Raw genomic sequence first — 18,880 nt, forward strand, 5'->3', positions numbered from 1 at the left:
CTGTAACGGCAAGTTTTCCTAGACTACCTTTTTACGAAACCTATCTTACACTCTAAACTGCAAAAAACATAAGCAGAAGATCACATATATCTATGGGGTTTCTTACTTTCCCTGCCCCCCATGAAAATAGAGGTCAATCCATACAAAAGACCGTCCAAAAAGTCAGTGAAAGCTGCCTTCTCGACGGTCCTTTGTGTTTTGGTCCTGGGAGGCCCGGGCTCCCTGTATGATCAGAGGGAGTAATGAGCAGGGAGAGGATGCAATCATGATTGCGTTTGGCAGCCACCAGTTATCCTCATTTTTTTGTGAATATTCTGTACCCTGTTACATCCAAGCTCTGTCTATACAACTCCAATGACCAAAAAACTCTTTCTCGTTAAGTATTGATTGATAGATAGGCTTAAGAAAATCAACAAGATAAGTCATTACAATCTTAAATGCAGGCGGTTCATCAATCCCTAAACGGCGTACGAAAGCCAGCCATTGTTTTGTCCGACTCTCATCCTCAGCAAAATCTGCAATAAACAAAGGATGTTCTTTTTCCAATACTGTACCTCGTCGCTGTAATGTTTCAAACACTGCCTCGTAAAGAATGCGACCATCAAAATCATTAGTCGTTAGCAGGATATAGATATCATAAAAATCCTTCATCCGACTGTTCATTACCGACAATGTAATCATCGCTTCAAATTTTTCTGAAATGACGGATTCCTTCGAGTAGGCTTGCACCTGTGGAGTTGCCATATCAAGCAAAACAGGGTAGTCGATAAGCTGCGGCTTCGGAACTACGACATCACCAAACCCGATATCAAACTGCAAGCTCTTTCTCATTCGCCCTAGAAGAGCCGTTACTTTGACTCTTACTCCCTCATAGTCAGCATCCTCTTTAATTCTCTCCGTTGTCATTTCATCCAGTTGAAACATAATGCCATCTGAAGGAACGTGTATGGAGCAAATCGTAACAAATGACTCCCTTAATATGTCTAACTCATTAGCAATCTGTCTGGCGAGAAGTCAACATCCTTGGTTGAGCGAGCTTTAAATTGAGTTTGTGAGAATAGGAACGAGCCGCCTTTCAAAATAAATTTATCCCTGTAACCGGAGATGGACAAGCGATATAAAAAACGCTCTTGAAAATAAAGGAGCAGCAACGTATCAAATGATTTTCCTGATTTCTTCGCTATATTTTTCAAGCGTTCTGAAATAGAGGCGGGGATATTCTTAATCTCACTCATCAGATCAGCACCTCCAAATACTTTTGCAAAACAGTTCGAATCCGTAGCTTATCAGCATAAGAGACAAGCCTGGTTATGACGGAATTGAAGATAATTCCTCAGCCCTTCCTTCATCAAATCAATACCAATCTTTTCGCGGTACCGCACCATGTCGCAGATTGTTTTTTCACGGTCATAAATTTTAACTGCCGAGCCATCAATACTAATCTCATCGATACCTATGTTGAACTGAGCATCTGCCAAATAAATTATTTTAATGGGCGGGTAGTCTGGAAGCTTTGGTTTTTTACCGCCGCGATGAATAGCAACGTGATATCCCCAAGGATTATAGGTTGTCAGTTCATAGTAGGAGAGGGCAGAGAGAAGACAGATAACCCCCTTGGGAACTAGCTTGGATACTTCAACCATTTCATTGGGCAGTTCGTTAATTTGACCAGCCCGTCGATAAACTCCTTGCTTAATCCGTTCAATTTCGCCAATGGACTCCAGCTTTTTTATGTAATAAGGAGATATACCAGCCGTAATAAACTCCTTCGTCCGAGCAAAGCCATGATGTTCTTCCAGCACTTGCATTGCCGCAGTAATAATTTGTTCGTTCATGCACTCACCACCATTCACAGATAGATAAAGAAAAATCTCATCATAAAAATATTCGAGATTGCTTTATGATTTTCTTTTATTATTCACGAAAACCTCTGCACTTAGACGTAAGAGCAGAAAAATACCCTATGAAGATGATTCCAACCATTTCTCGACGTTAGGGTCATTCTCGCATATAACTGCAAATAGAGGCCAATCCATACAAACGACCGTCCAAAAAGTCAGTGAAAGCTGCCTTCTCGACGGTCGTTTGTGTCTTAGTCTGCAATTGATTTATGAATTACATTGCTTTTGTTTTTCTACAAACAGGGTAGGTGCTACATCCCCAAAAGGCCTTTCCCTCCTTGTTCTTACGTGCAACCATCGGTGCGCCGCAGGCACAAGTTATGGTTTTAACAGTTGAACCAGTTGGAGTAGCTTTTTTAGGCTTCTTGTTCCCTTTCCCCGGTTGCCATTTCCCCCAAGCTCGGAGCTTATTCTCTATAAGTCCTCCATGCCAATAATCAACTTTGAACTGTTCGGCTTCCCGTCTCGCATCAGCGGTAAGATCAGAAGTAGTAATGAGCAGGGAGAGGATGCAATCATGATTACGCTTGGCAGCCACCAGTTCTCTGACAGTCATCACCTGCACCTTATTATGCTCAGCGTAACATTTGGCTTGTACGGCAGTCTTCTCGCCTCGTTTATCAATGATAACCAAATCTACACCGCCATCTCTTCCACCAACGCCCACTTCTTTTACCGCATAGCCTTGATCCCGGAAATAGAGTGACAACAATCTTTCAAACTCTGCTCCATTGATTTGATCCAAAGGTGCGCTAATGATAACCTCATCCGGCCTACATGTTGTCGAAGAACGATTGAATGAAGCGGAAGTCCCCTTCTTATCTGTTGGTTTCCGTTTACTTGGAGAGCGGCTACGTTTTTTTTCTTAGTACCTTGCAGCAAGCCAGATATAACACCTAAAACAATAATTAGTAGTATAAACCCGATGATTTCTTTCATAAATACTCCTTTAACCCCGAAAAGTCTTTTCTAAATTCCTAAGTGTTCGCTTTTAAAATTTCCTTCAATACGTTTTTAGCCAGTTTTATCTTCTCATCCGTAGTTTCTCGAAGCATTTCAACAACCTCTTGAATACTGTTATCTGTTGATGTAACTTCAATTTTCTCATCCACATAAGAAAAGAGTTGAATCAAATTAACTTCAAGTGCTTCAGCAATTTGGGTTAAATTGAGCAAGGAGATGTTCTTCTCCCCTCTTTCCACCTGACCAATATATGAAAAGTGAAACCCTCCCTTTTCTCCTAGAGCTTCTTGGGACAGGCCCCTTTCTTTACGCAATATTCGAATACGAGCGCCTACGAGCTTTAATATTTCTTTATCTTTCACGTCATACACCCTCTCTAAGTCAAAAGTGTAGACAAGATTCCTGAGAGTAAACACCGATATATAGATATCATTTGTATTTTTAATATTTATATGTATCATTAAGGTGTATCCGAATTACCTCTAAGGATGTGAATTGATGGAAAAAGATATCTGCTACAGAATAATGAATTATCAAAAATTAGCTAACCATTATATGCAGTTGGCTTATTTGATGAGAAACAAGCATCAGTTCAAAACTTCCCTCATACTATGCAACTTAGTGCTAACGTCCACAGCACGTGCTCTGTATATTTATGAAAACAAGTCCAATCCATATAGCCAAGATATCATCTTTGATGATTTCCTTTTGCTTATATGTAAAAACCTCAATATCGATCCCGAAATTGCTGACCTAGTACATAAAATTGATCTCCTATGTTATTCGGAAGAAGACTTTACTTTAGATCGAAAAATTGCGGATATGCTGATTGAAAAAACTGCGGATATTTTGAATGTGGTTGGATGGAGATTAATGAATTTAATAAAATCGACTTAGCAGCTCGTGGAGGGCACTCTGAAGCACAAATAAACTCGCAGAAGCCCGTTTACGCAATGATCCGGCCGAGCGAGATCTTAACTTCTCCAATGGCCCACATGCTTTAAATACAGGTGCCTGCGAGTTCTTCTTTTAAAAAATCCCGTCACTTATAATAAAGTTCAACATCCTGACTGCAGTAGCTTATAGTGGCTAAGATACTCTATGAGATAGACAAAAAGCTTTAATGAAGCATTTATTTTAAGTTATCTACTTTAGCTTACAACTACTTTTACATAAGCTATATTTAAAAAGGTGTTCTTATCTGGAGAGTAACCTAAGACCAATCCAATTCCCTCTTCCACAGAGACGATTTTCTATGCTCGTACACGGTTAACGTCAGAAATCACATCTCATTTGGAAATTATACATAATTACCATGTCATTGTAGAAAGTTCTCTTCGTATCTCCTCTATATTTAAACGTTCTTCCTTATAATGAGTAAATTGAAGCAAATAAAGTTCATTACTAAAATCACTTTTACTTTTTATGTTTTTTTTGAATTCATCTATAAGATCTGAAGAAAATTGCAAGTTGTATTTCTTTTTAAATACAATAGCTCGTAATAAATTTAATTTTTTTTGAGGGTTATCATCCAGTACTATGTCTATCAATTTGTCCTCTAAGGACTTATTTATCTCATCGTAATAAAGAATATTTTTATTAAAATTATATACTATTCCATCTATATTCAAATAAACCGTCTTTACTAAATTTTCTTCTTTAGGAACCAACTTCTCTTCTTTAAAAGCCCAAGTATTTTTCATGTCCCATATATCAAATTCTATATGCTCTACCTGTACTTTATAACCACCAAAACGATTTTTTTTATAGTTATAGTTTTTCAATATATATTGAAGCGTGCTATTAGATTCTTTAGAATTATTCGAATCAAATTTAATGGCTATGTCAAAATCACGAGGTAAAGTCTCATACTTCTGATTAATGTAATAATCCCTTATGGATCCACCAAAAAATAGTAACTCTCCTATTTGAGAAAGTAATTCTATAAATCTACTTGCTTCAGTGTGTGTTTTTAGTAATCCCAAGATTTCATGTTTTATCGTTATTTCGGTGTCCATATGATCACCTTTTTTTTAGATTTTATGGTAGCTTTATTCCCATAAGTTGTTGATGTAAATTGACTGCATAGGAATCTGTCATCCCAGAAATGAAATCTGTAACCAATAACAATCTCATATATAATGATAGTTGATCAATCTCTAGCGTTGGTACACCATCTTTTAATGTTTGGATATGTTTAAAATTAGCCGATATCAAATGATATATTTTTTCTTCCCTCAATTTTGCTTTTGGCTTTTCATCAATATTTACTACAGCATTAACAAATAAATTCAATAAATCAGTAAGCACCCTATCCCCTACTAACTCAAGAGTTAATACCTCAGAATTTTTATAACAATATTCAATTGATATGTTTTTCAATATTCTCTTCAATTCTTTTGCAGATGATTTTTCTAATAGATCTCCCTCAAAGGTACCTTCCATAATAGAATCATAATTATCTTTAAAAGATTCAACAACCGCATTAATCATAATGCCTTGAGCAACAACTTTGAAATTTTGGACACCAACTAATTTTTTATCGGGAACTTTATTTTTCAAAGCTTTAATCTTGTTTGTTTCTAGATTTTCATATTGTTTTGGATAATTTTTTTTAAAAAATTCTTTAATTGTATCAGCATAAATTTCATCCCAAGGAACAGAGCCCTTCTTAACTCCATCCTCAATATCTGCTGATAAATATGCGATATCATCCGCAGCTTCAAGTAAATAAGTCGCTGGATGCCTCTGTTCTCCGATCCCAACCTCTTTATTTAATTTATCAAACAATTCCCGTTCCGAGTAAAAATAACCAAACTTTTTCTTGCTAATAGCGAGTTCGTGATCTGACGCCCATGGATACTTCATTAAAGTTGCTAATGAACCAAGGGTGAAATTTGCTCCAAATTGATCATTTAAGAATTGAAGTTTAGATAATATTCTAATAGCTTGCGCATTTCCTTCGTAGAGTTTAAAATCATTCATTTGTTGCTCATTCAGGGGGATATCTCCATTTTCAATATATTTTTTCTCTATTTCTTTAAAAGTATCACTTTGAAACCAGTTTTGAAACCAATTTCTAATAATATCTTCTCCGTAATGACCAAATGGTGGATTTCCCAAATCATGAACTAAACAAGTAACTTCTACTAAAGAAGCTAGTTCTTTTGCTTTCCAAAAATCTTTAAATACCTTCTTTTCATCCAATAACCAAACAGCAATCTCCCAAGCAATTGATCTTCCTAAAGAAGCTACTTCCAGAGAATGTGTAAGTCTCGTTCTAGTGAAATCATTCTCCTGAAGTGGAAAGACTTGAGCCTTATCTTGTAAACGACGTAAGGAGGAAGAATAAACGATTCTTTCGTAATCTTTATCAAATTCATTCCGGTGTAATTTGGGATATAGTGATTCTGATTTTCTTACTCTTTTACTATTAAGCAATTTTCTCCATTCCATTCTTGGCAACCTACTCATCTCCAATTATAAATAAAATTTAAACAAGAAGCATTAGTTAAATCACTCCACGTTTGACCGCATCTAGTTAGTAGGTTGAATTTCATAGATAGTCAATTTGGTTTGGTATAATAAGAGTAGATAAGTCCAGCGATAGAAGCTGGTCTTATAACTAAAATGCATTCTGCTTTCCCAGCCATTCCAAAGCATGCTGCCTGTCTAAACAGCTATTACACAATAAACAGTGTCTATCTCCTAGACAATTACAAGAAAATGTTTTTTCTATCGGGACATTTAGCCTTATTGATTCATCTAACACAAGTTTACGGTTATGATCAACAAATGGTACTATAATTTCAAAATCTGCTAACGATTCGGACAGTGTAGTGGTAATACTATTAATGAAGGAGCTTCTTGTATCGGAATAAGTATTCTCGCCCACCACTCCAATAGCTATCCTATGAACCCCTATTTTAAATGCATAAGAGGCAGCGATAGAAATGAATATCATATTTCTATTCGGAAAAAACTCATCCTTGTTCCATTTATCAATTGAATAATTATCTGAAACAAATTCACCGACTAGTGTACCTGAACCTATTTGCCTGAGACCCGGAACCTCTATGAAAAAAGGTGGCCGTATAAATTCTCCTAAATCTAAGATCAACTCTTTAATAGCATTTATTTCACCTAAATAGGTAGTTTGTCCATAATTAATATGAATAGGAAAAACATCGAAATTGGCATCATTCAGCCAATAATAAAGGACCGTAGAGTCAATTCCACCAGAAAATAGCAGTACAACTTTACTTTTGTTCATATAAGACCCTTATTAGTTCTTCAATATTATCAGTTGTTTGAACACACCCAAATTGAATCATATTATTTGGGCTTTTTTGAGATGTTTTATAACCGTATACAGGGATTTTTTTTTGAAAAGCATACCCTATTTCAAAGCATGTGCCTGGATCATCATGATCTAATAGGGCTATCACAATGTCAGCAGAGTTTAAAAGATTAATATCAGATTGGAAGATATTGTATCTTTGCTCAAGCGATGTATCATTATTAATTACACCATTTTCTCTTGAAGGAGATAGGATAGTAAATCGAGCATTTTCCAATCTATTTTCAACATGGCGAACCCAATCTAATTCTTGCTTGCTAAAGAATGGACCCGCTAGATATATTCTTTTTGGACTAGCTTCATTAATTATAAACTTCTCACGATAATGGATATCTTTTTCTACGCCAGCTTTGTCAATTAATGTCTCAATAGCGAAGCTCTCAATAAAATTAGCTGCCACGCAATTTGCAATCTGAACACTATATTCAATATCCCCAGTTTCCAAAAATGTAGCTGCAAGAGCCCCCCCAAAAGCATCTCCCGAACCAAGAGTACAAACAACATTACTTTTATATGCAGGAATTTCAATTGTTTTTTCACCTTGAACCAAAATGCAGCCCTTATGACCTCTTTTAATTATTGTGTACTTAGGTCCCATTTTCTCTATTTTCCTAATGGCCTCATTAATCTCCAATGATTCTGATAACAACAGTGCTTCTTCTTCGTTTACTAAAAGTACTGTTACATATTTTAGGATTCCTCTGGCTTGCTTTATAGATTTATCATTAGGCTTCGGATCCAGAAATATAGGAATGCCTTTTTCAAATGCGTGTCTACACATAGATTCGGGGAAGGAGTGGTCCAGGGGAAACAGTAACAAACCTTTACACTCATTGTTTAGAGAAGGATTATAATTCACCCCCATTTTCACATCAGTCATTGGTGTGCTGTTTTTATGCTCAAAAGCTTTGTATCCCGTTACTAAGTATCTGGGCACACTATAATTATCCAAATACAATGATTGCTGTGTTGAAATCCCCATAACTTTCCAAAATTTCAGGCTGTATTGTTCAATTTCAGGCCCATAAACAGTGAAAAAGTCTATTTTTAATCCCTGTTTTGCTGCGGCCATAGCCGCATACAAACCAGCCCCACCAATTCTAGGAGTTATTCTTGCATCACTATCGAGTAAAAGATCCAATCCAATTTCTCCAAATACAGCGAGACTCATACACGTTCACCTCGATTTGCGTAATCAAGAAACCCATTTCTAGACAAAAGCCATAATAAGTAATCCATCTTTCCTAAAGATACTCCTATGCTGTTACACACTTTTCGTAATCCATCTTCTAATTTCAAATATATTTTCTCAGTTAGTGGTTGATCAGTTTGAAATCCCAAATAGGTTAAGAATTTTATAATATGAACATCAAACACAGCACAGTCTTCACTAAACCCTGTATTCCTTAATAACCAACTTGCAGACTTCATACCTATTCCAGGGCAATTACATAACCACATTCTTGACTCACAAGAATTCAAAGACTGTAATTTTTCTTGAAGCTCCCATTCACAATCTTCCCATAACCAGTAGCAAGCATTGGATATTATTCTAGGTTTTGTCTCGGTATATCTATACTTTCTTAGCTGACCATTGGAAGTAGCTGGAGAAAATTGTTTTTTTGAAAACTCTCCTCTAATCTTTTCTTCAATGATGTTTAGCATATTTTTTTCTTGATAGAAAGATTCATTAAATAAATCCTGCTCTTTAAGGACCTGAAGACCTGAAAAATTCAATTCATAACTTATTCCGAAACCACCTAATAAAACAAAGAAAAATTCATCAAGGACATGCTCTTTTGTTTTTTTTAATGAACTATACTCTTGCTCTATTGAACCGCCATACACATCCCATAATTCCTTTAACACAACACTTGCATGATGAGTATTTACCATATCATTTCACACCATTGAGTTGTACCGTTATTCGTGGGTCATACTCGGAACCTTCTTTTTTAATAATTGTTCCTTGATATTGCCAACCACTATCAATACAATTGATAATCCAGCCAAAGCTTGGAGGAGCAACACCAATCAGCATGTTGCCCTTCAAGCTTAGAATTTCTAGTACAGGTAAAGATACTTTTTTATTTAGGTTTATGTAAACATCATCATTAACAGCAGTAATAGACCAGATGTTGCTTTGATTTTGGTTAATAATAAGCTGAATGATTAGCGTACCTCCACAACTATTACCAGTACCTCCGCCTGCTCCTCCGTAACTACCACCTGAATATCCGCTACTTCCCATTATGTAGAACCTCCTCCTAAATATAGTATAGGTCTATAGTACTCCAATTTGAATATACCTGTAAATGGCATCCTTGTGGCATTATTGGTCTCCAACTGGCGTTGGAATTCTTTCATTTATGAATTAATTTACTAATAATAAGCGCTTCAAAGTAGATTCAGCTCGGTATCCCTAAGGACTTGAAGATCAAGAACTAGAATTAAAACTCCAGGGTGAAATAGCTATTTTCTCAAACTATCCACTTTAGCAAAAACAGCGAAAAGCGTTGTTGTAAATTGGCAAAAAAGTTCCTTTTGAGGTACGTCATCTTTCTTTCTGATAATACAAATAAACCCGCAGAAACCCGTTTATGCACCGCCACGACCAGAGTATTGCCTACCCTCCTCCTATCGTGGATATGCTGTAAATACAGGCTCCTGCGAGTTTTTCGTATAAAACTTGCCCCTACTTATGATACGATTCACCGCGATAGCTGAAGCGGCAAGTTTTAAGGCCACTCAATCAGAGTGGCCCCCAGGATAAACTTTAATATGATCATTATAAGTGCGAAATATGGAGTCGGCTAATCGGGTTCCTGTAGAAACTAATTTTGATAAAACTCTTATTTGTTCATTACATGCGATACTTCCAATCGGATGAGGATAGTTAATTGTATGATCAATCTCACCCCATATTTCTTCGAATAATGTTCTTACTTGAATTTCACAAGTTATAAGACTATCTTCTCTTGGTTTTATTAAATAATGAATACTTGTGTAGAAACTTTCCTTTTGCTGGCATTCTAACCCCATATCAGTATAAAACTTCACACTTTCCGGATCCCAAGTATACGCTTTAGGTGACTCTGCAAGCCACCAATCATTTTGTTCAACCTTCTCCATAATTTTAGAATGAATTACTGGAAATTGATCATGATAAAGATGGAGAACTCGAATTCCTGCTAAGTCAGTTATTCTACTGAAGAAATTATCGATTAGTATTGGGTTTTCTTCGTTCCATTTTCTCTCAAGCTTATCCCTTAAATGCTCGGGATCTTTTAACCTACTTTTTATTGAATGAATAACACAATTACTTTCAATGTTGAACGGAGGCTCTGTTTCAAAAAATACTTTAACCCCATCTAAAAACTGCAAAAACTTATGATGGTTAGATTTATATAGATTAATACAAGAATTGATAGACTCATCTTTATCCATACAGATTCCCCTATTCATCTAAAGTATGGACCCGATTAAGCAAATCGTTGGTAAATTCCTCATACTTTTCCCTAGTAGCTTCATATATTACTCTGCTTCCTCCTCTAATTGTAGCAATGTCATCTCTCTCAAGATTATCCAAATTAGGGATTTTCCACATTGGATTTTTATATTTTTGTGTAATATTCGGAAAAGTATTGTGAGAATGCATCACTGAGGTGCCTCCGATTGGATTTTCAAGCATATCTTCTGAAAGGTGTTCTCGAACCTCGTACTGTATAAAATCCACAACTGTTTCAGGTATTTTTATTGCATAATCATAATGTGCTTGAGCTAAATCTAATGGTGTAGCACCACGATATTTTTTTGCATTATATACTGTAAATCCTAAAAACCTAACAAAATTTTTGGGGAATTGAGCTCTCTTTTCATCGGAGATTAAACCGTAAACTGTCTCAAACTCCTTCTTCCATCTCGTTAAGTAATCCCCAATATTTCTTATTCCATATAAAGAAAACATGTCCGGCAGACAAGGTATAAGAAATCCGTCAACAGTTGAGATGATAACCTTATTTAATATTCCAAGACTTGGAGAAGTATCGACAATAGTAAAATCATAGCCGAAATCCTCACTATATAACTCAGCCAAATTTCGAATCTTTGTAATAGTACGAATAGATAGTGGGTCTCCCCTGTAGACACCATTCCATCTCTCTGCAATTTTATCTTCATACATATGCATGGTTAATCTACCAGGAATCAGTCCTAAGTTAGGGGTCAATTCGACAGGTGGAGGCAATATTCCGGTTTCCCCTGTACCTTCTTCAGTAGGCTTCAAAAGATAATGTAATGTGCGCGGTTCCGCATTATGCCTAACGAACTCTGCCTCAGCCATTTTATTCATCGCAGATTCAAAGCCGTCGATAAATTCGTCTTCTTTCTCCCAAATTGATTTAATTTCTTCATCTTGTAAGCTACAGATTGTTAAATTACACTGAGGGTCAGCATCGATCATAAGAACTTTATAACCCATTTCAGACAAACTGTGTGACAAGTGAAATGCAAGCGTTGTCTTACCAACGCCTCCCTTGTTATTAAACAACGAAATTAATTTCATTTGTATCCTCCCTATCGGCAACAACCGACTCATTGGAAAATTATATCAGATGATAATCTATCAGAATATAAATTAAATCATCTTTACATCTAAACAACACATTTACAACACTTTAAGCAATAAGTTTAAGTATTTATAACTGTTTCTATATCTCATTCAAGCAAACGTCTACGCACCTCTGCTCGTTCATCTTCCCATATAGCATCACGCACATAGGACTTAGCCATCTCCTTATGAATATTTGAAACCAATGGGTAGCTAAATTCTAAGGCAGCGGCCCAGTTTGCATACTTTTCAGCCAGTCGGCGCTCTTCCTCTCCACCTTCTCCACCCCAGTAAACACCACGACTGTTATAGAGACCAGTACATAAACCTCTTGCAAACCTTTCTGTCCAAATACTTCCAATAACTTCACGAACAGGTTCACAAGGCCAAATTCCATCCTTACCAACTGGAGCCTTAGAGAATAGGGTTCCTAAACAAATATCGCAAATATCTCTACGAGATAGCTCACCTGCTAACTCACGAACTTTTTGAACCCACTGCTCAATTAATTCTGGGTTCAGTTCCCCATTACTGTCGTGCCCCGGGATTGAAGACAACTTTTCCAAGAGGCGATATCCTCCCTTTGCGCGTTGTTCTCCTGTTTGTTGATCTGGTGCTTGCAATTCTTTAGGGTCCTCTCCCCCATCAGCTCTTCTATATACCATGACTAATGCTTGTACAAAAAGTTCTGGATGAGCCTCGACATATTTCTCGAGATTTGGGATACTTGCTTCTTCTCCAGAAAGAGCCTCAATAAATTGAAATTCTAGGCCTGCCATTTGATCAAAAGGTATCTCTCCACTAGCTGTCAATACTTTAAATGCCTCTTTTAAGTGATAGCTATCAACCAAATAGCTTCCCGTAGTTTCATCAGAATTAGTAGCTATAGCCGCGACAATTCTATATAAAAGCTCTGGTGGAACTATATCTAAACAATACTGTATTGATCTAAAAGCAGCTCTAGGTCGGTTAACACTGATAAGATGATCAAGGGCATATTGAATGTAATCCTTCTTTTCATTTCGAAAGGAAAATGACGGAGTGATTTTCTTCCAGTAACTCTCCTTTACTTCGGAACCCAATGTTTCGACAATATCCCAAATTTCTTTAGAAAAGGGTGCCTGAAGCAATAAAGATACACTCTTTTTATTATCGTTAGGATCAATTAATTCGTGGATAAGAGCAGCTTGCCCTTCATTTACTAGTCCTAACATCAACCCTGAAATTATCAACTGGCGAACGTGTGAGTCATCCAGTACCCCACGCGCAAGAATATTTTTGCATAAATCTAGCGCCTTACGATGATCGCGTACAATTTTGAAAAGCATGTCCCCAATGAGATATGCGGTTTCCCCACGGCCTGCAAGTTCTAATACTCCATCAAGTCCTCTCTCACACATTATTGTCTTAAGTGCTTCTAATCTCAGAGTCTCAATTCTGGTAGAGTATGTGTTATAGTCAAACTCCTCACTTTTCATTTCTGCATAGGATTCTTCAACCCACTGATTCTTAAATAACCATTCGTGACGGACGACTATATCTTTGGGTTCTAAGATATGGTATGCTTTGCGCGCACGCTGTTCCAATTTGTTTTTATTCATCTTCCCACGTCGCGTGAAAGTGGTTGTCCTAATTTTTTCTCTAAGAATTGCCTTATCCTCTTCATTTGCGCCACTGCTCCAGGCTTCAACAAGATTCCAGATTTGATCCTGATACTCATGAGGCAGGTGTCCACTGCGAGACACAAGATCCCCTAATGTATCTACTGAATGGGAACCCCACCCAATTGCACATTCAAGTGATTTCAAAACAAACTCGTTACTTTCATGGTACTGTACCGGTTGCCCAGCACCATGAGCGCCAGTTCTCCAACGAGGCTTATAGCTGTATGAACCAATCTTTGAATATGAACTAATTTGCTCCATACACAGAGGCCATGCAACTTTAGGATATTTTCTAACCAAAAATTTAAATGCTGCAATTCTTGCGACCAAAGGCGCAGTAGTCTGGGGCATCCAGCTACGGAAGATGGCACCAAGACTGGCAATTGGTTTATTGACCAAATTATCATTCAATTCTGGCTCCGAAAGTTTTCCGAGAATGTCGACAGTTCTAATAAGATACTCTGGTGACCATGCAACACTTTCTAAGGCCCACAGTAATCCAGTCCTTGAATGCCGCCCAAAAAAGCCTGCATTTACAGGTTTCATTAGTCTAAGAGACTGAGGATCTTCTGATTTGAGATCATTCTCAAAAATTTTAAGAAAAATGTCTGGAGCTGCTTCTGCGTAAGTAGGTAGGTCACTAGACTGCGCTTCTAATTTGCGTACTGTAAGAGGACTGAGGAGTGAATTAATGAGTTGGCAGACTTCGGACTCAAGATTATGTCCTAATCTTCCTCGAAAAAGTGCCTCTCCATGGACAGCTAAGAGCACCAAAGATTCACTGATCCCTTTTCTTAATCTGGATGAAATCTCTCGTGTTTTCCCATAAATACTTGCCGCCCATTGCTGCTCCTCAGGTAGATCTAATGACGGGTCATCCTCGGAAAGAACCAATCTTGCTACATCTAAAAACCGCTTAATATCTTCCCATACCAACCTTTTATTAATAGCGTATAAAGCATCAATTTTTGAAACCAATCCACGCATACGACCAATAGACCAAACTGGGCTATCATTAAGTAACAAAAGGTCAGCAAACTCTCGCTCAAGTTCAGAGTAGTTTAAACTATCCGCCAAAAGTGAAAGAATTGCTTTATCCGCCTCATTCGAATCATCCCATACTCCTGCAAAAAGAAAACAAGAAAGCAGCGTTGTTATTTTTTTATCAGATGCCCATTCCGGTGAACGAACGCCTTCCAAGCTGGAAAGTCTGCGCCTCAAGACAGTCAGTGATCGTCCAGACTCATGACCCAACTTATTTATTTCATCGTCATTGTATCCCATAGCACCTAAAGATTTATGAAAAGCAGCATAACTCAGTGGCTCTAAAATAATATCAGGCTCCGAATTAGTACCATTACTAGGGTATATGATGATAGCCCTCAAATCTTTTTTGTAAGGGGCGAATTCCCGTTCCACTTCACGATTGGGAATTACAGCTATAAAATCTGCAGGCTTTGTCGCCAGCTTTGGTAAAGTATCAGGCGTTGTAAATACGGCTACTCGATCGCGAAATTGTGACAGTTGAGAGTTATTAACTGAAAATAAACAGTTCAAAAATGCTAACGCTTCAACTGTAGAATCGCTCCATATCGTAATTGGCTCGAAATCTGTTAACTTTTTTAGCACAGTGGACTCCGATTTTTCCACTGCCTCTTCAAATAATGCCTCTGTCAGAGCAGGCTCAGTATCTACGACCCATTGCTCCCAACACTTATCGAGAGATTTTACACCTTGAGCAGGAACAGCAATTTCGCCTGAAAACCAAGCCTGGCCAGAAATCGACTGTTCAAGCCATTGTTCAAGGTCGCTGGCGTCAAAGACACGCACATCCTTCCAGTTCTTCTCGTTCAAACGTTCCTTTCTCCATGTATTCTTCTTATCCCATCGTCTCGGTGTAACAAACACAAAAGTAATGTTCTTTCTTTCTTCAATTGCAGTTTGCTCAACGCTCTTCTTATAGTCTTTATCTGCCTTTGGCTTTGGATCGTTGTTAATGCCAAACTCCCAGCCAGACAATCCAGTTGGTATCCACGGAGTGCCCTCTTCAGTCTCTAGAAATCCGTCCCAACCTGGACGCTCAGCATCATCATTTCCAGGAAAATCAATTTTCTTGATTTTTTGTCCTGTTGAGTTTATCAAGGTTCGAAGAAAAACTGCAAAGCGGGTTCGAGCTTTAATTGTAGATGCCCATTGTTCTATATCGTTAGCTTTAAACTGCATAAAAGGAGGTATATACGCCTTCGTAGACGCAGTAACGCCTTTTTCCTGAGCCTGTTTTGTATCATTTATTGCTTGCATATCCATCAACTCCTGAGCACTACTGCCAAACGCTCGCTCAATACGTGCAGCCATATCAGCAGAAAGTGAAGCATTTCCGTTAAGAAGATTAGACAACGCTGGGCGCCCCACACCTAATAGTTCAGCAGCATCTTTTACAGTCATTCCTTGCGGAATAACTGTTTTTCTAATGTATGAACCAACAAATTTCTTTCCGTCCTCAGAATTAGCAACCATTCCATACCCTCCTCTGAAAAATATAAGAATAACAATAAACATATTGTATTGTGTAACGCTACACAATACAATTTCTATTTATTTTTTCTCTTTTTTATAATATTTTGAATATCAATACAATCCTCTATTACCGTAAAGCAAAAAAATCATAGGCAAATATTAATATATTGAACGCCAATAAATTAGGAGGGGATTGAAATGGAAGAAAACTTTCACACAAACACAAGCATGAAGGAGCAACTGCTGAAATTTCTGGACAAGACGTTCAATTTCGACGGAACAACGTATCTTTTAGCAGTTTCGGCAAGGGAGAGCACAGGGGATGGAATAGCTTTAGAATCGCACTGGAGATTGGGAGTCCGCATTGACCTATAAGGAAAATAACACCACACTTAACCCTTACTGGGACGGAACTGAGCTTGATGTCACTATGTTCAGAGGGAATATCAGGCTGCTTGACTACAGATTAATCAAAGATATATATTGCAGCCCTAAACATCAAATCATTCCTTACGATCATCCTCTAAGAGTGCTTTAATTACTCCCAGCACCCTCTTTTGCTCCTCTTCATTACGTCCTCGTAATTGATCAACAATCTCTTCCATTGTAAATTCTTCTTGTCTGACACTATCAAGAGGTTGGATATAATGAAAAAATGCTTCTAATGAAATGCCCAGAGCACTTGTGACTCTTTCAAGCACTTCAATAGAACAAACCTTATTCTGATCTTTCAATTTTACCCATGTAACTTTCATGCACCTGAGCCAATTCCTCCGAACTACTAAGCTACGAGTACAATGCCCGTAGTAGGGAACAGTTTCCATCGTCCCCCTTTATTTCATCCTATATATCCCATATATTCAGCTAATTTCCGTCCCTTTTCATTCTATCCGCCTCATAAAAATACCAAAATGCATAGTTATGAAGAAATAATATCTTACTATATACTCTGTAGTACAAATAAACTCGCAGAAGCCCGTTTACGCAGCGTTGCGACCGGAGTGTGACCTACTCTGCTCCTATGGCCCTCATGCTGTAAATACAGGCTCCTGCAAGTTTTTCGTATAAAACTTGCCCCTACTTATGATACGGTTCACCGTATCGGTTTTTAGGGTAAACTCGGATGAATCGAATACTCTGTTACATTAACATACAACGGTTAATACAGGCACGCGAAGTCACTTTTGCGTGTCTGCTTTGTGTGTGTGTCTCAGAACCAGTGAGCATGATATACTAAGAATATTACTTAGACCTCTACACAGGCAATAGGGGGACTGACACTGGACACATTGGAGTTTCTCAAACTGGATGCCAAAGCCCGTAGATTGAAAGAGGACAGACAGAAGTATCTGCATGACAGAGCTTCTCTAATTAAAGGAACGTTAGCCGAAGCTCAAGCTCACGGCGAGAAACGCAAAGCCGTCCAGATAGCTCTGGAGCTTCTCAAGCTTGGAGTGGACATATCTATAATAGCCAAAGCATCCGGGATGACTAAGGCTGAACTGGTTACTCTAAGAGAACAAAACTGAATTTGTTGGATAAGGAGTCAGTCAGATGATGGCTGACTCTTCTTACTATTTTTAGAACGCGAGGTACTTTTACATGAAGATCAGTGTGTATGCTGTCGGCGACAAGATGGAAAAATTCTATCTTGAAGCTATTAAAGAATATGAGAAGCGACTGAGCCGTTACTGTAGCATTAAGCTTATTCACTTGAAGAAGGAAAGTGATTTGCAAAAGAAATTAAGTCCAAGCTCATTTGTTATAGCTATCACAACATTGGGGAAGAGCATCTCTTCTGAAGAACTAGCGGTTAAGCTCGATCAAAACGCATTGTCCGGCATCTCTGACATCTCCATTGTTGTCGGTGCCTGTCCATTCGAATATAATGAAACTCTGACACTGAGTCAGATGGAGATGAACTTCGGGTTGCAGACGACCGTTCTATTTGAGCAAATTTATCGAGCATATCGGATCATTAATAATCATCCATACCATAAATAATCAATTTAAACCAAACTTAAACAATAGGGTGTATTTGTGATAGTATAGTTATTATTACATATTACTTGATATTTAATAAGTTACTGTTTCCATATAGGTTTCATTTTTAGGTAGAAATGAGGAAGATTTAATGGGATACATTGATCGTGAAAATCATATGAGGCTCTTGTATGATAGGCCAACTTGTTATACAAATAGGAATTCAAGCGAGCCCTTTTTAACAGACATTAATTTAATTATTGGAAAATATAAAAATGTTGTTGATAATCAGAATGCTGAATTCACCTCAACATGGTTACTAGAAAAAGATGTTTGGATTCAAGGAGAAGAAAAAACTTTACCTGAAGAACGTGATACCTTAACACGAGGAAGAGTTGTGAATGTTAACCCAGGAGCCTCGCGGTTAGGGCGGGAACAGAGATTTATACACCCTTATATTGTATTAGCAGAACACAAAGAAACTTTTATTGGAGTACCTATTACTAATATGGCCTTTGATAAAAAAAGTAAAATGCATTATTTAAGACACGCCTATGAAGTAGAACTTGTTTTAAACGATCCAACCACACCAAAACCATTTAAACAGTTCAGATGTGTTAAGGCAAGTGTAGCTGATATACGCAATATCGGAGGACTGGACAAGAGAAGAATTCTGAAAGACAAATTATATTTTGATAAAAAGACCGTCCCAGATGAATATTTAACCTCTATTAGCGAAAAAATAAAGACTACAATCGCTCTTTAATGGCAGGAGGAGACGCATAAATGCGTCTCCTCAGTGTTTCTGGCATCTGGTGGGATTGCTCCCACAGTATGTCTGGTACTCTTAGTATATGCAGTACCCCCATTAGTGTTGACTAAA

General features: G+C 37.6%; 20 protein-coding genes. 5 read left to right on the forward strand and 15 right to left on the reverse strand.

Features of this window, described 5'->3' with window-relative positions:
• Positions 1–324: 324 nt before the first annotated feature.
• From BN3279_RS09540 to BN3279_RS09555, 5 genes are all read right to left on the reverse strand, one after another.
• The gene (locus BN3279_RS09540) at positions 325–999 is read right to left on the reverse strand and encodes a nucleotidyl transferase AbiEii/AbiGii toxin family protein (protein WP_332310110.1); all 675 of its coding nucleotides are present in this window, start codon (positions 997–999) and stop codon (positions 325–327) included.
• Positions 984–1,235, reverse strand: coding sequence for a nucleotidyl transferase AbiEii/AbiGii toxin family protein (locus tag BN3279_RS24350; protein WP_262362524.1), 252 nt, complete (start codon positions 1,233–1,235; stop codon positions 984–986). The genes BN3279_RS09540 and BN3279_RS24350 overlap by 16 nt, the downstream gene beginning before the upstream one ends.
• A 51-nt stretch (positions 1,236–1,286) precedes the next feature.
• The gene (locus BN3279_RS09545; protein ID WP_232436799.1) at positions 1,287–1,835 is read right to left on the reverse strand and encodes a type IV toxin-antitoxin system AbiEi family antitoxin domain-containing protein; all 549 of its coding nucleotides are present in this window, start codon (positions 1,833–1,835) and stop codon (positions 1,287–1,289) included.
• Positions 1,836–2,115: 280 nt separating this feature from the next.
• Positions 2,116–2,646: a restriction endonuclease gene (locus BN3279_RS09550; protein WP_232436800.1), complete on the reverse strand. Its 531-nt coding sequence runs from the start codon at positions 2,644–2,646 to the stop codon at positions 2,116–2,118.
• Between the two features lie 232 nt (positions 2,647–2,878).
• Complete coding sequence (locus BN3279_RS09555) at positions 2,879–3,226, reverse strand: helix-turn-helix domain-containing protein (RefSeq protein WP_059050516.1); 348 nt, start codon at positions 3,224–3,226, stop codon at positions 2,879–2,881.
• A 136-nt stretch (positions 3,227–3,362) separates the two neighbouring features.
• On the opposite strand from BN3279_RS09555, the gene BN3279_RS09560 reads away from it, so the two are divergent.
• Positions 3,363–3,761, forward strand: coding sequence for a hypothetical protein (locus BN3279_RS09560; protein WP_059050378.1), 399 nt, complete (start codon positions 3,363–3,365; stop codon positions 3,759–3,761).
• 413 nt (positions 3,762–4,174) lie between these two features.
• On the opposite strand, the gene BN3279_RS09565 is transcribed toward BN3279_RS09560, so the two are convergent.
• The 9 genes from BN3279_RS09565 to BN3279_RS09605 all read right to left on the reverse strand — a co-directional run bounded on the left by BN3279_RS09565 (position 4,175) and on the right by BN3279_RS09605 (position 16,014).
• Positions 4,175–4,882, reverse strand: coding sequence for a hypothetical protein (locus tag BN3279_RS09565; protein ID WP_059050379.1), 708 nt, complete (start codon positions 4,880–4,882; stop codon positions 4,175–4,177).
• Between the two features lie 22 nt (positions 4,883–4,904).
• Complete coding sequence (locus tag BN3279_RS09570; protein WP_082673016.1) at positions 4,905–6,320, reverse strand: deoxyguanosinetriphosphate triphosphohydrolase; 1,416 nt, start codon at positions 6,318–6,320, stop codon at positions 4,905–4,907.
• A 169-nt stretch (positions 6,321–6,489) separates the two neighbouring features.
• Positions 6,490–7,137 (reverse strand): 7-cyano-7-deazaguanine synthase, encoded by a 648-nt coding sequence (locus tag BN3279_RS09575; RefSeq protein WP_059050381.1) that lies wholly within the window; start codon positions 7,135–7,137, stop codon positions 6,490–6,492.
• The gene (locus BN3279_RS09580; RefSeq protein ID WP_059050382.1) at positions 7,124–8,395 is read right to left on the reverse strand and encodes a PfkB family carbohydrate kinase; all 1,272 of its coding nucleotides are present in this window, start codon (positions 8,393–8,395) and stop codon (positions 7,124–7,126) included. Before BN3279_RS09580 ends, BN3279_RS09575 begins: the two co-directional genes overlap by 14 nt.
• The gene (locus BN3279_RS09585) at positions 8,392–9,093 is read right to left on the reverse strand and encodes an 8-oxoguanine DNA glycosylase (RefSeq protein ID WP_222860882.1); all 702 of its coding nucleotides are present in this window, start codon (positions 9,091–9,093) and stop codon (positions 8,392–8,394) included. The genes BN3279_RS09580 and BN3279_RS09585 overlap by 4 nt, the downstream gene beginning before the upstream one ends.
• Positions 9,094–9,121: 28 nt before the next feature.
• The gene (locus BN3279_RS09590) at positions 9,122–9,475 is read right to left on the reverse strand and encodes a hypothetical protein (RefSeq protein WP_059050384.1); all 354 of its coding nucleotides are present in this window, start codon (positions 9,473–9,475) and stop codon (positions 9,122–9,124) included.
• 497 nt (positions 9,476–9,972) lie between these two features.
• Entirely contained in the window at positions 9,973–10,671 is a 699-nt protein-coding gene (locus BN3279_RS09595; protein ID WP_059050385.1) for a RelA/SpoT domain-containing protein, read from the reverse strand.
• Between the two features lie 10 nt (positions 10,672–10,681).
• Positions 10,682–11,788 carry a ParA family protein gene (locus BN3279_RS09600; RefSeq protein ID WP_059050386.1) on the reverse strand — a complete coding sequence of 369 codons (1,107 nt, stop codon included), beginning with the start codon at positions 11,786–11,788 and terminating at the stop codon, positions 10,682–10,684.
• Between the two features lie 152 nt (positions 11,789–11,940).
• Positions 11,941–16,014: a HigA family addiction module antitoxin gene (locus BN3279_RS09605; RefSeq protein WP_059050387.1), complete on the reverse strand. Its 4,074-nt coding sequence runs from the start codon at positions 16,012–16,014 to the stop codon at positions 11,941–11,943.
• Between the two features lie 198 nt (positions 16,015–16,212).
• Here BN3279_RS09605 and BN3279_RS23745 point away from each other — a divergent pair, with 198 nt between their 5' ends.
• Positions 16,213–16,389: a hypothetical protein gene (locus BN3279_RS23745; RefSeq protein ID WP_157686447.1), complete on the forward strand. Its 177-nt coding sequence runs from the start codon at positions 16,213–16,215 to the stop codon at positions 16,387–16,389.
• 128 nt (positions 16,390–16,517) lie between these two features.
• Here BN3279_RS23745 and BN3279_RS09610 read toward each other — a convergent pair whose 3' ends face one another.
• Positions 16,518–16,748, reverse strand: a complete 231-nt coding sequence (locus tag BN3279_RS09610; RefSeq protein WP_222860883.1) for a hypothetical protein — start codon at positions 16,746–16,748, stop codon at positions 16,518–16,520.
• A 555-nt stretch (positions 16,749–17,303) separates the two neighbouring features.
• On the opposite strand from BN3279_RS09610, the gene BN3279_RS09615 reads away from it, so the two are divergent.
• The 3 genes from BN3279_RS09615 to BN3279_RS09625 all read left to right on the forward strand — a co-directional run bounded on the left by BN3279_RS09615 (position 17,304) and on the right by BN3279_RS09625 (position 18,763).
• Positions 17,304–17,543 (forward strand): hypothetical protein, encoded by a 240-nt coding sequence (locus tag BN3279_RS09615; RefSeq protein ID WP_232436801.1) that lies wholly within the window; start codon positions 17,304–17,306, stop codon positions 17,541–17,543.
• Between the two features lie 73 nt (positions 17,544–17,616).
• A complete protein-coding gene (locus BN3279_RS09620; protein ID WP_059050390.1) occupies positions 17,617–18,018 on the forward strand; it encodes a 23S rRNA (pseudouridine(1915)-N(3))-methyltransferase RlmH in 402 nt (133 codons plus the stop codon).
• Positions 18,019–18,148: 130 nt separating this feature from the next.
• Entirely contained in the window at positions 18,149–18,763 is a 615-nt protein-coding gene (locus BN3279_RS09625; RefSeq protein WP_059050391.1) for a type II toxin-antitoxin system PemK/MazF family toxin, read from the forward strand.
• The last annotated feature ends 117 nt before the right edge of the window (positions 18,764–18,880 follow it).

This window comes from Paenibacillus senegalimassiliensis, assembly GCF_001486585.1.
In the GTDB taxonomy this organism is placed as follows: Bacteria; Bacillota; Bacilli; order Paenibacillales; family Paenibacillaceae; genus Fontibacillus; species Fontibacillus senegalimassiliensis.

What these genes read in the sequence shown, in the direction of transcription:
- BN3279_RS09625 (WP_059050391.1), top strand. Translation starts at nt 18,149, where the DNA reads ATGGGATACATTGATCGTGAAAATCATATGAGGCTCTTGTATGATAGG.
- BN3279_RS09575 (WP_059050381.1), bottom strand. Translation starts at nt 7,137, where the DNA reads ATGAACAAAAGTAAAGTTGTACTGCTATTTTCTGGTGGAATTGACTCT.
- BN3279_RS09605 (WP_059050387.1), bottom strand. Translation starts at nt 16,014, where the DNA reads ATGGTTGCTAATTCTGAGGACGGAAAGAAATTTGTTGGTTCATACATT.
- BN3279_RS09595 (WP_059050385.1), bottom strand. Translation starts at nt 10,671, where the DNA reads ATGGATAAAGATGAGTCTATCAATTCTTGTATTAATCTATATAAATCT.
- BN3279_RS09590 (WP_059050384.1), bottom strand. Translation starts at nt 9,475, where the DNA reads ATGGGAAGTAGCGGATATTCAGGTGGTAGTTACGGAGGAGCAGGCGGA.
- BN3279_RS09560 (WP_059050378.1), top strand. Translation starts at nt 3,363, where the DNA reads ATGGAAAAAGATATCTGCTACAGAATAATGAATTATCAAAAATTAGCT.
- BN3279_RS24350 (WP_262362524.1), bottom strand. Translation starts at nt 1,235, where the DNA reads ATGAGTGAGATTAAGAATATCCCCGCCTCTATTTCAGAACGCTTGAAA.
- BN3279_RS09580 (WP_059050382.1), bottom strand. Translation starts at nt 8,395, where the DNA reads ATGAGTCTCGCTGTATTTGGAGAAATTGGATTGGATCTTTTACTCGAT.
- BN3279_RS09620 (WP_059050390.1), top strand. Translation starts at nt 17,617, where the DNA reads ATGAAGATCAGTGTGTATGCTGTCGGCGACAAGATGGAAAAATTCTAT.
- BN3279_RS09600 (WP_059050386.1), bottom strand. Translation starts at nt 11,788, where the DNA reads ATGAAATTAATTTCGTTGTTTAATAACAAGGGAGGCGTTGGTAAGACA.
- BN3279_RS09545 (WP_232436799.1), bottom strand. Translation starts at nt 1,835, where the DNA reads ATGAACGAACAAATTATTACTGCGGCAATGCAAGTGCTGGAAGAACAT.
- BN3279_RS23745 (WP_157686447.1), top strand. Translation starts at nt 16,213, where the DNA reads ATGGAAGAAAACTTTCACACAAACACAAGCATGAAGGAGCAACTGCTG.
- BN3279_RS09565 (WP_059050379.1), bottom strand. Translation starts at nt 4,882, where the DNA reads ATGGACACCGAAATAACGATAAAACATGAAATCTTGGGATTACTAAAA.
- BN3279_RS09570 (WP_082673016.1), bottom strand. Translation starts at nt 6,320, where the DNA reads ATGGAATGGAGAAAATTGCTTAATAGTAAAAGAGTAAGAAAATCAGAA.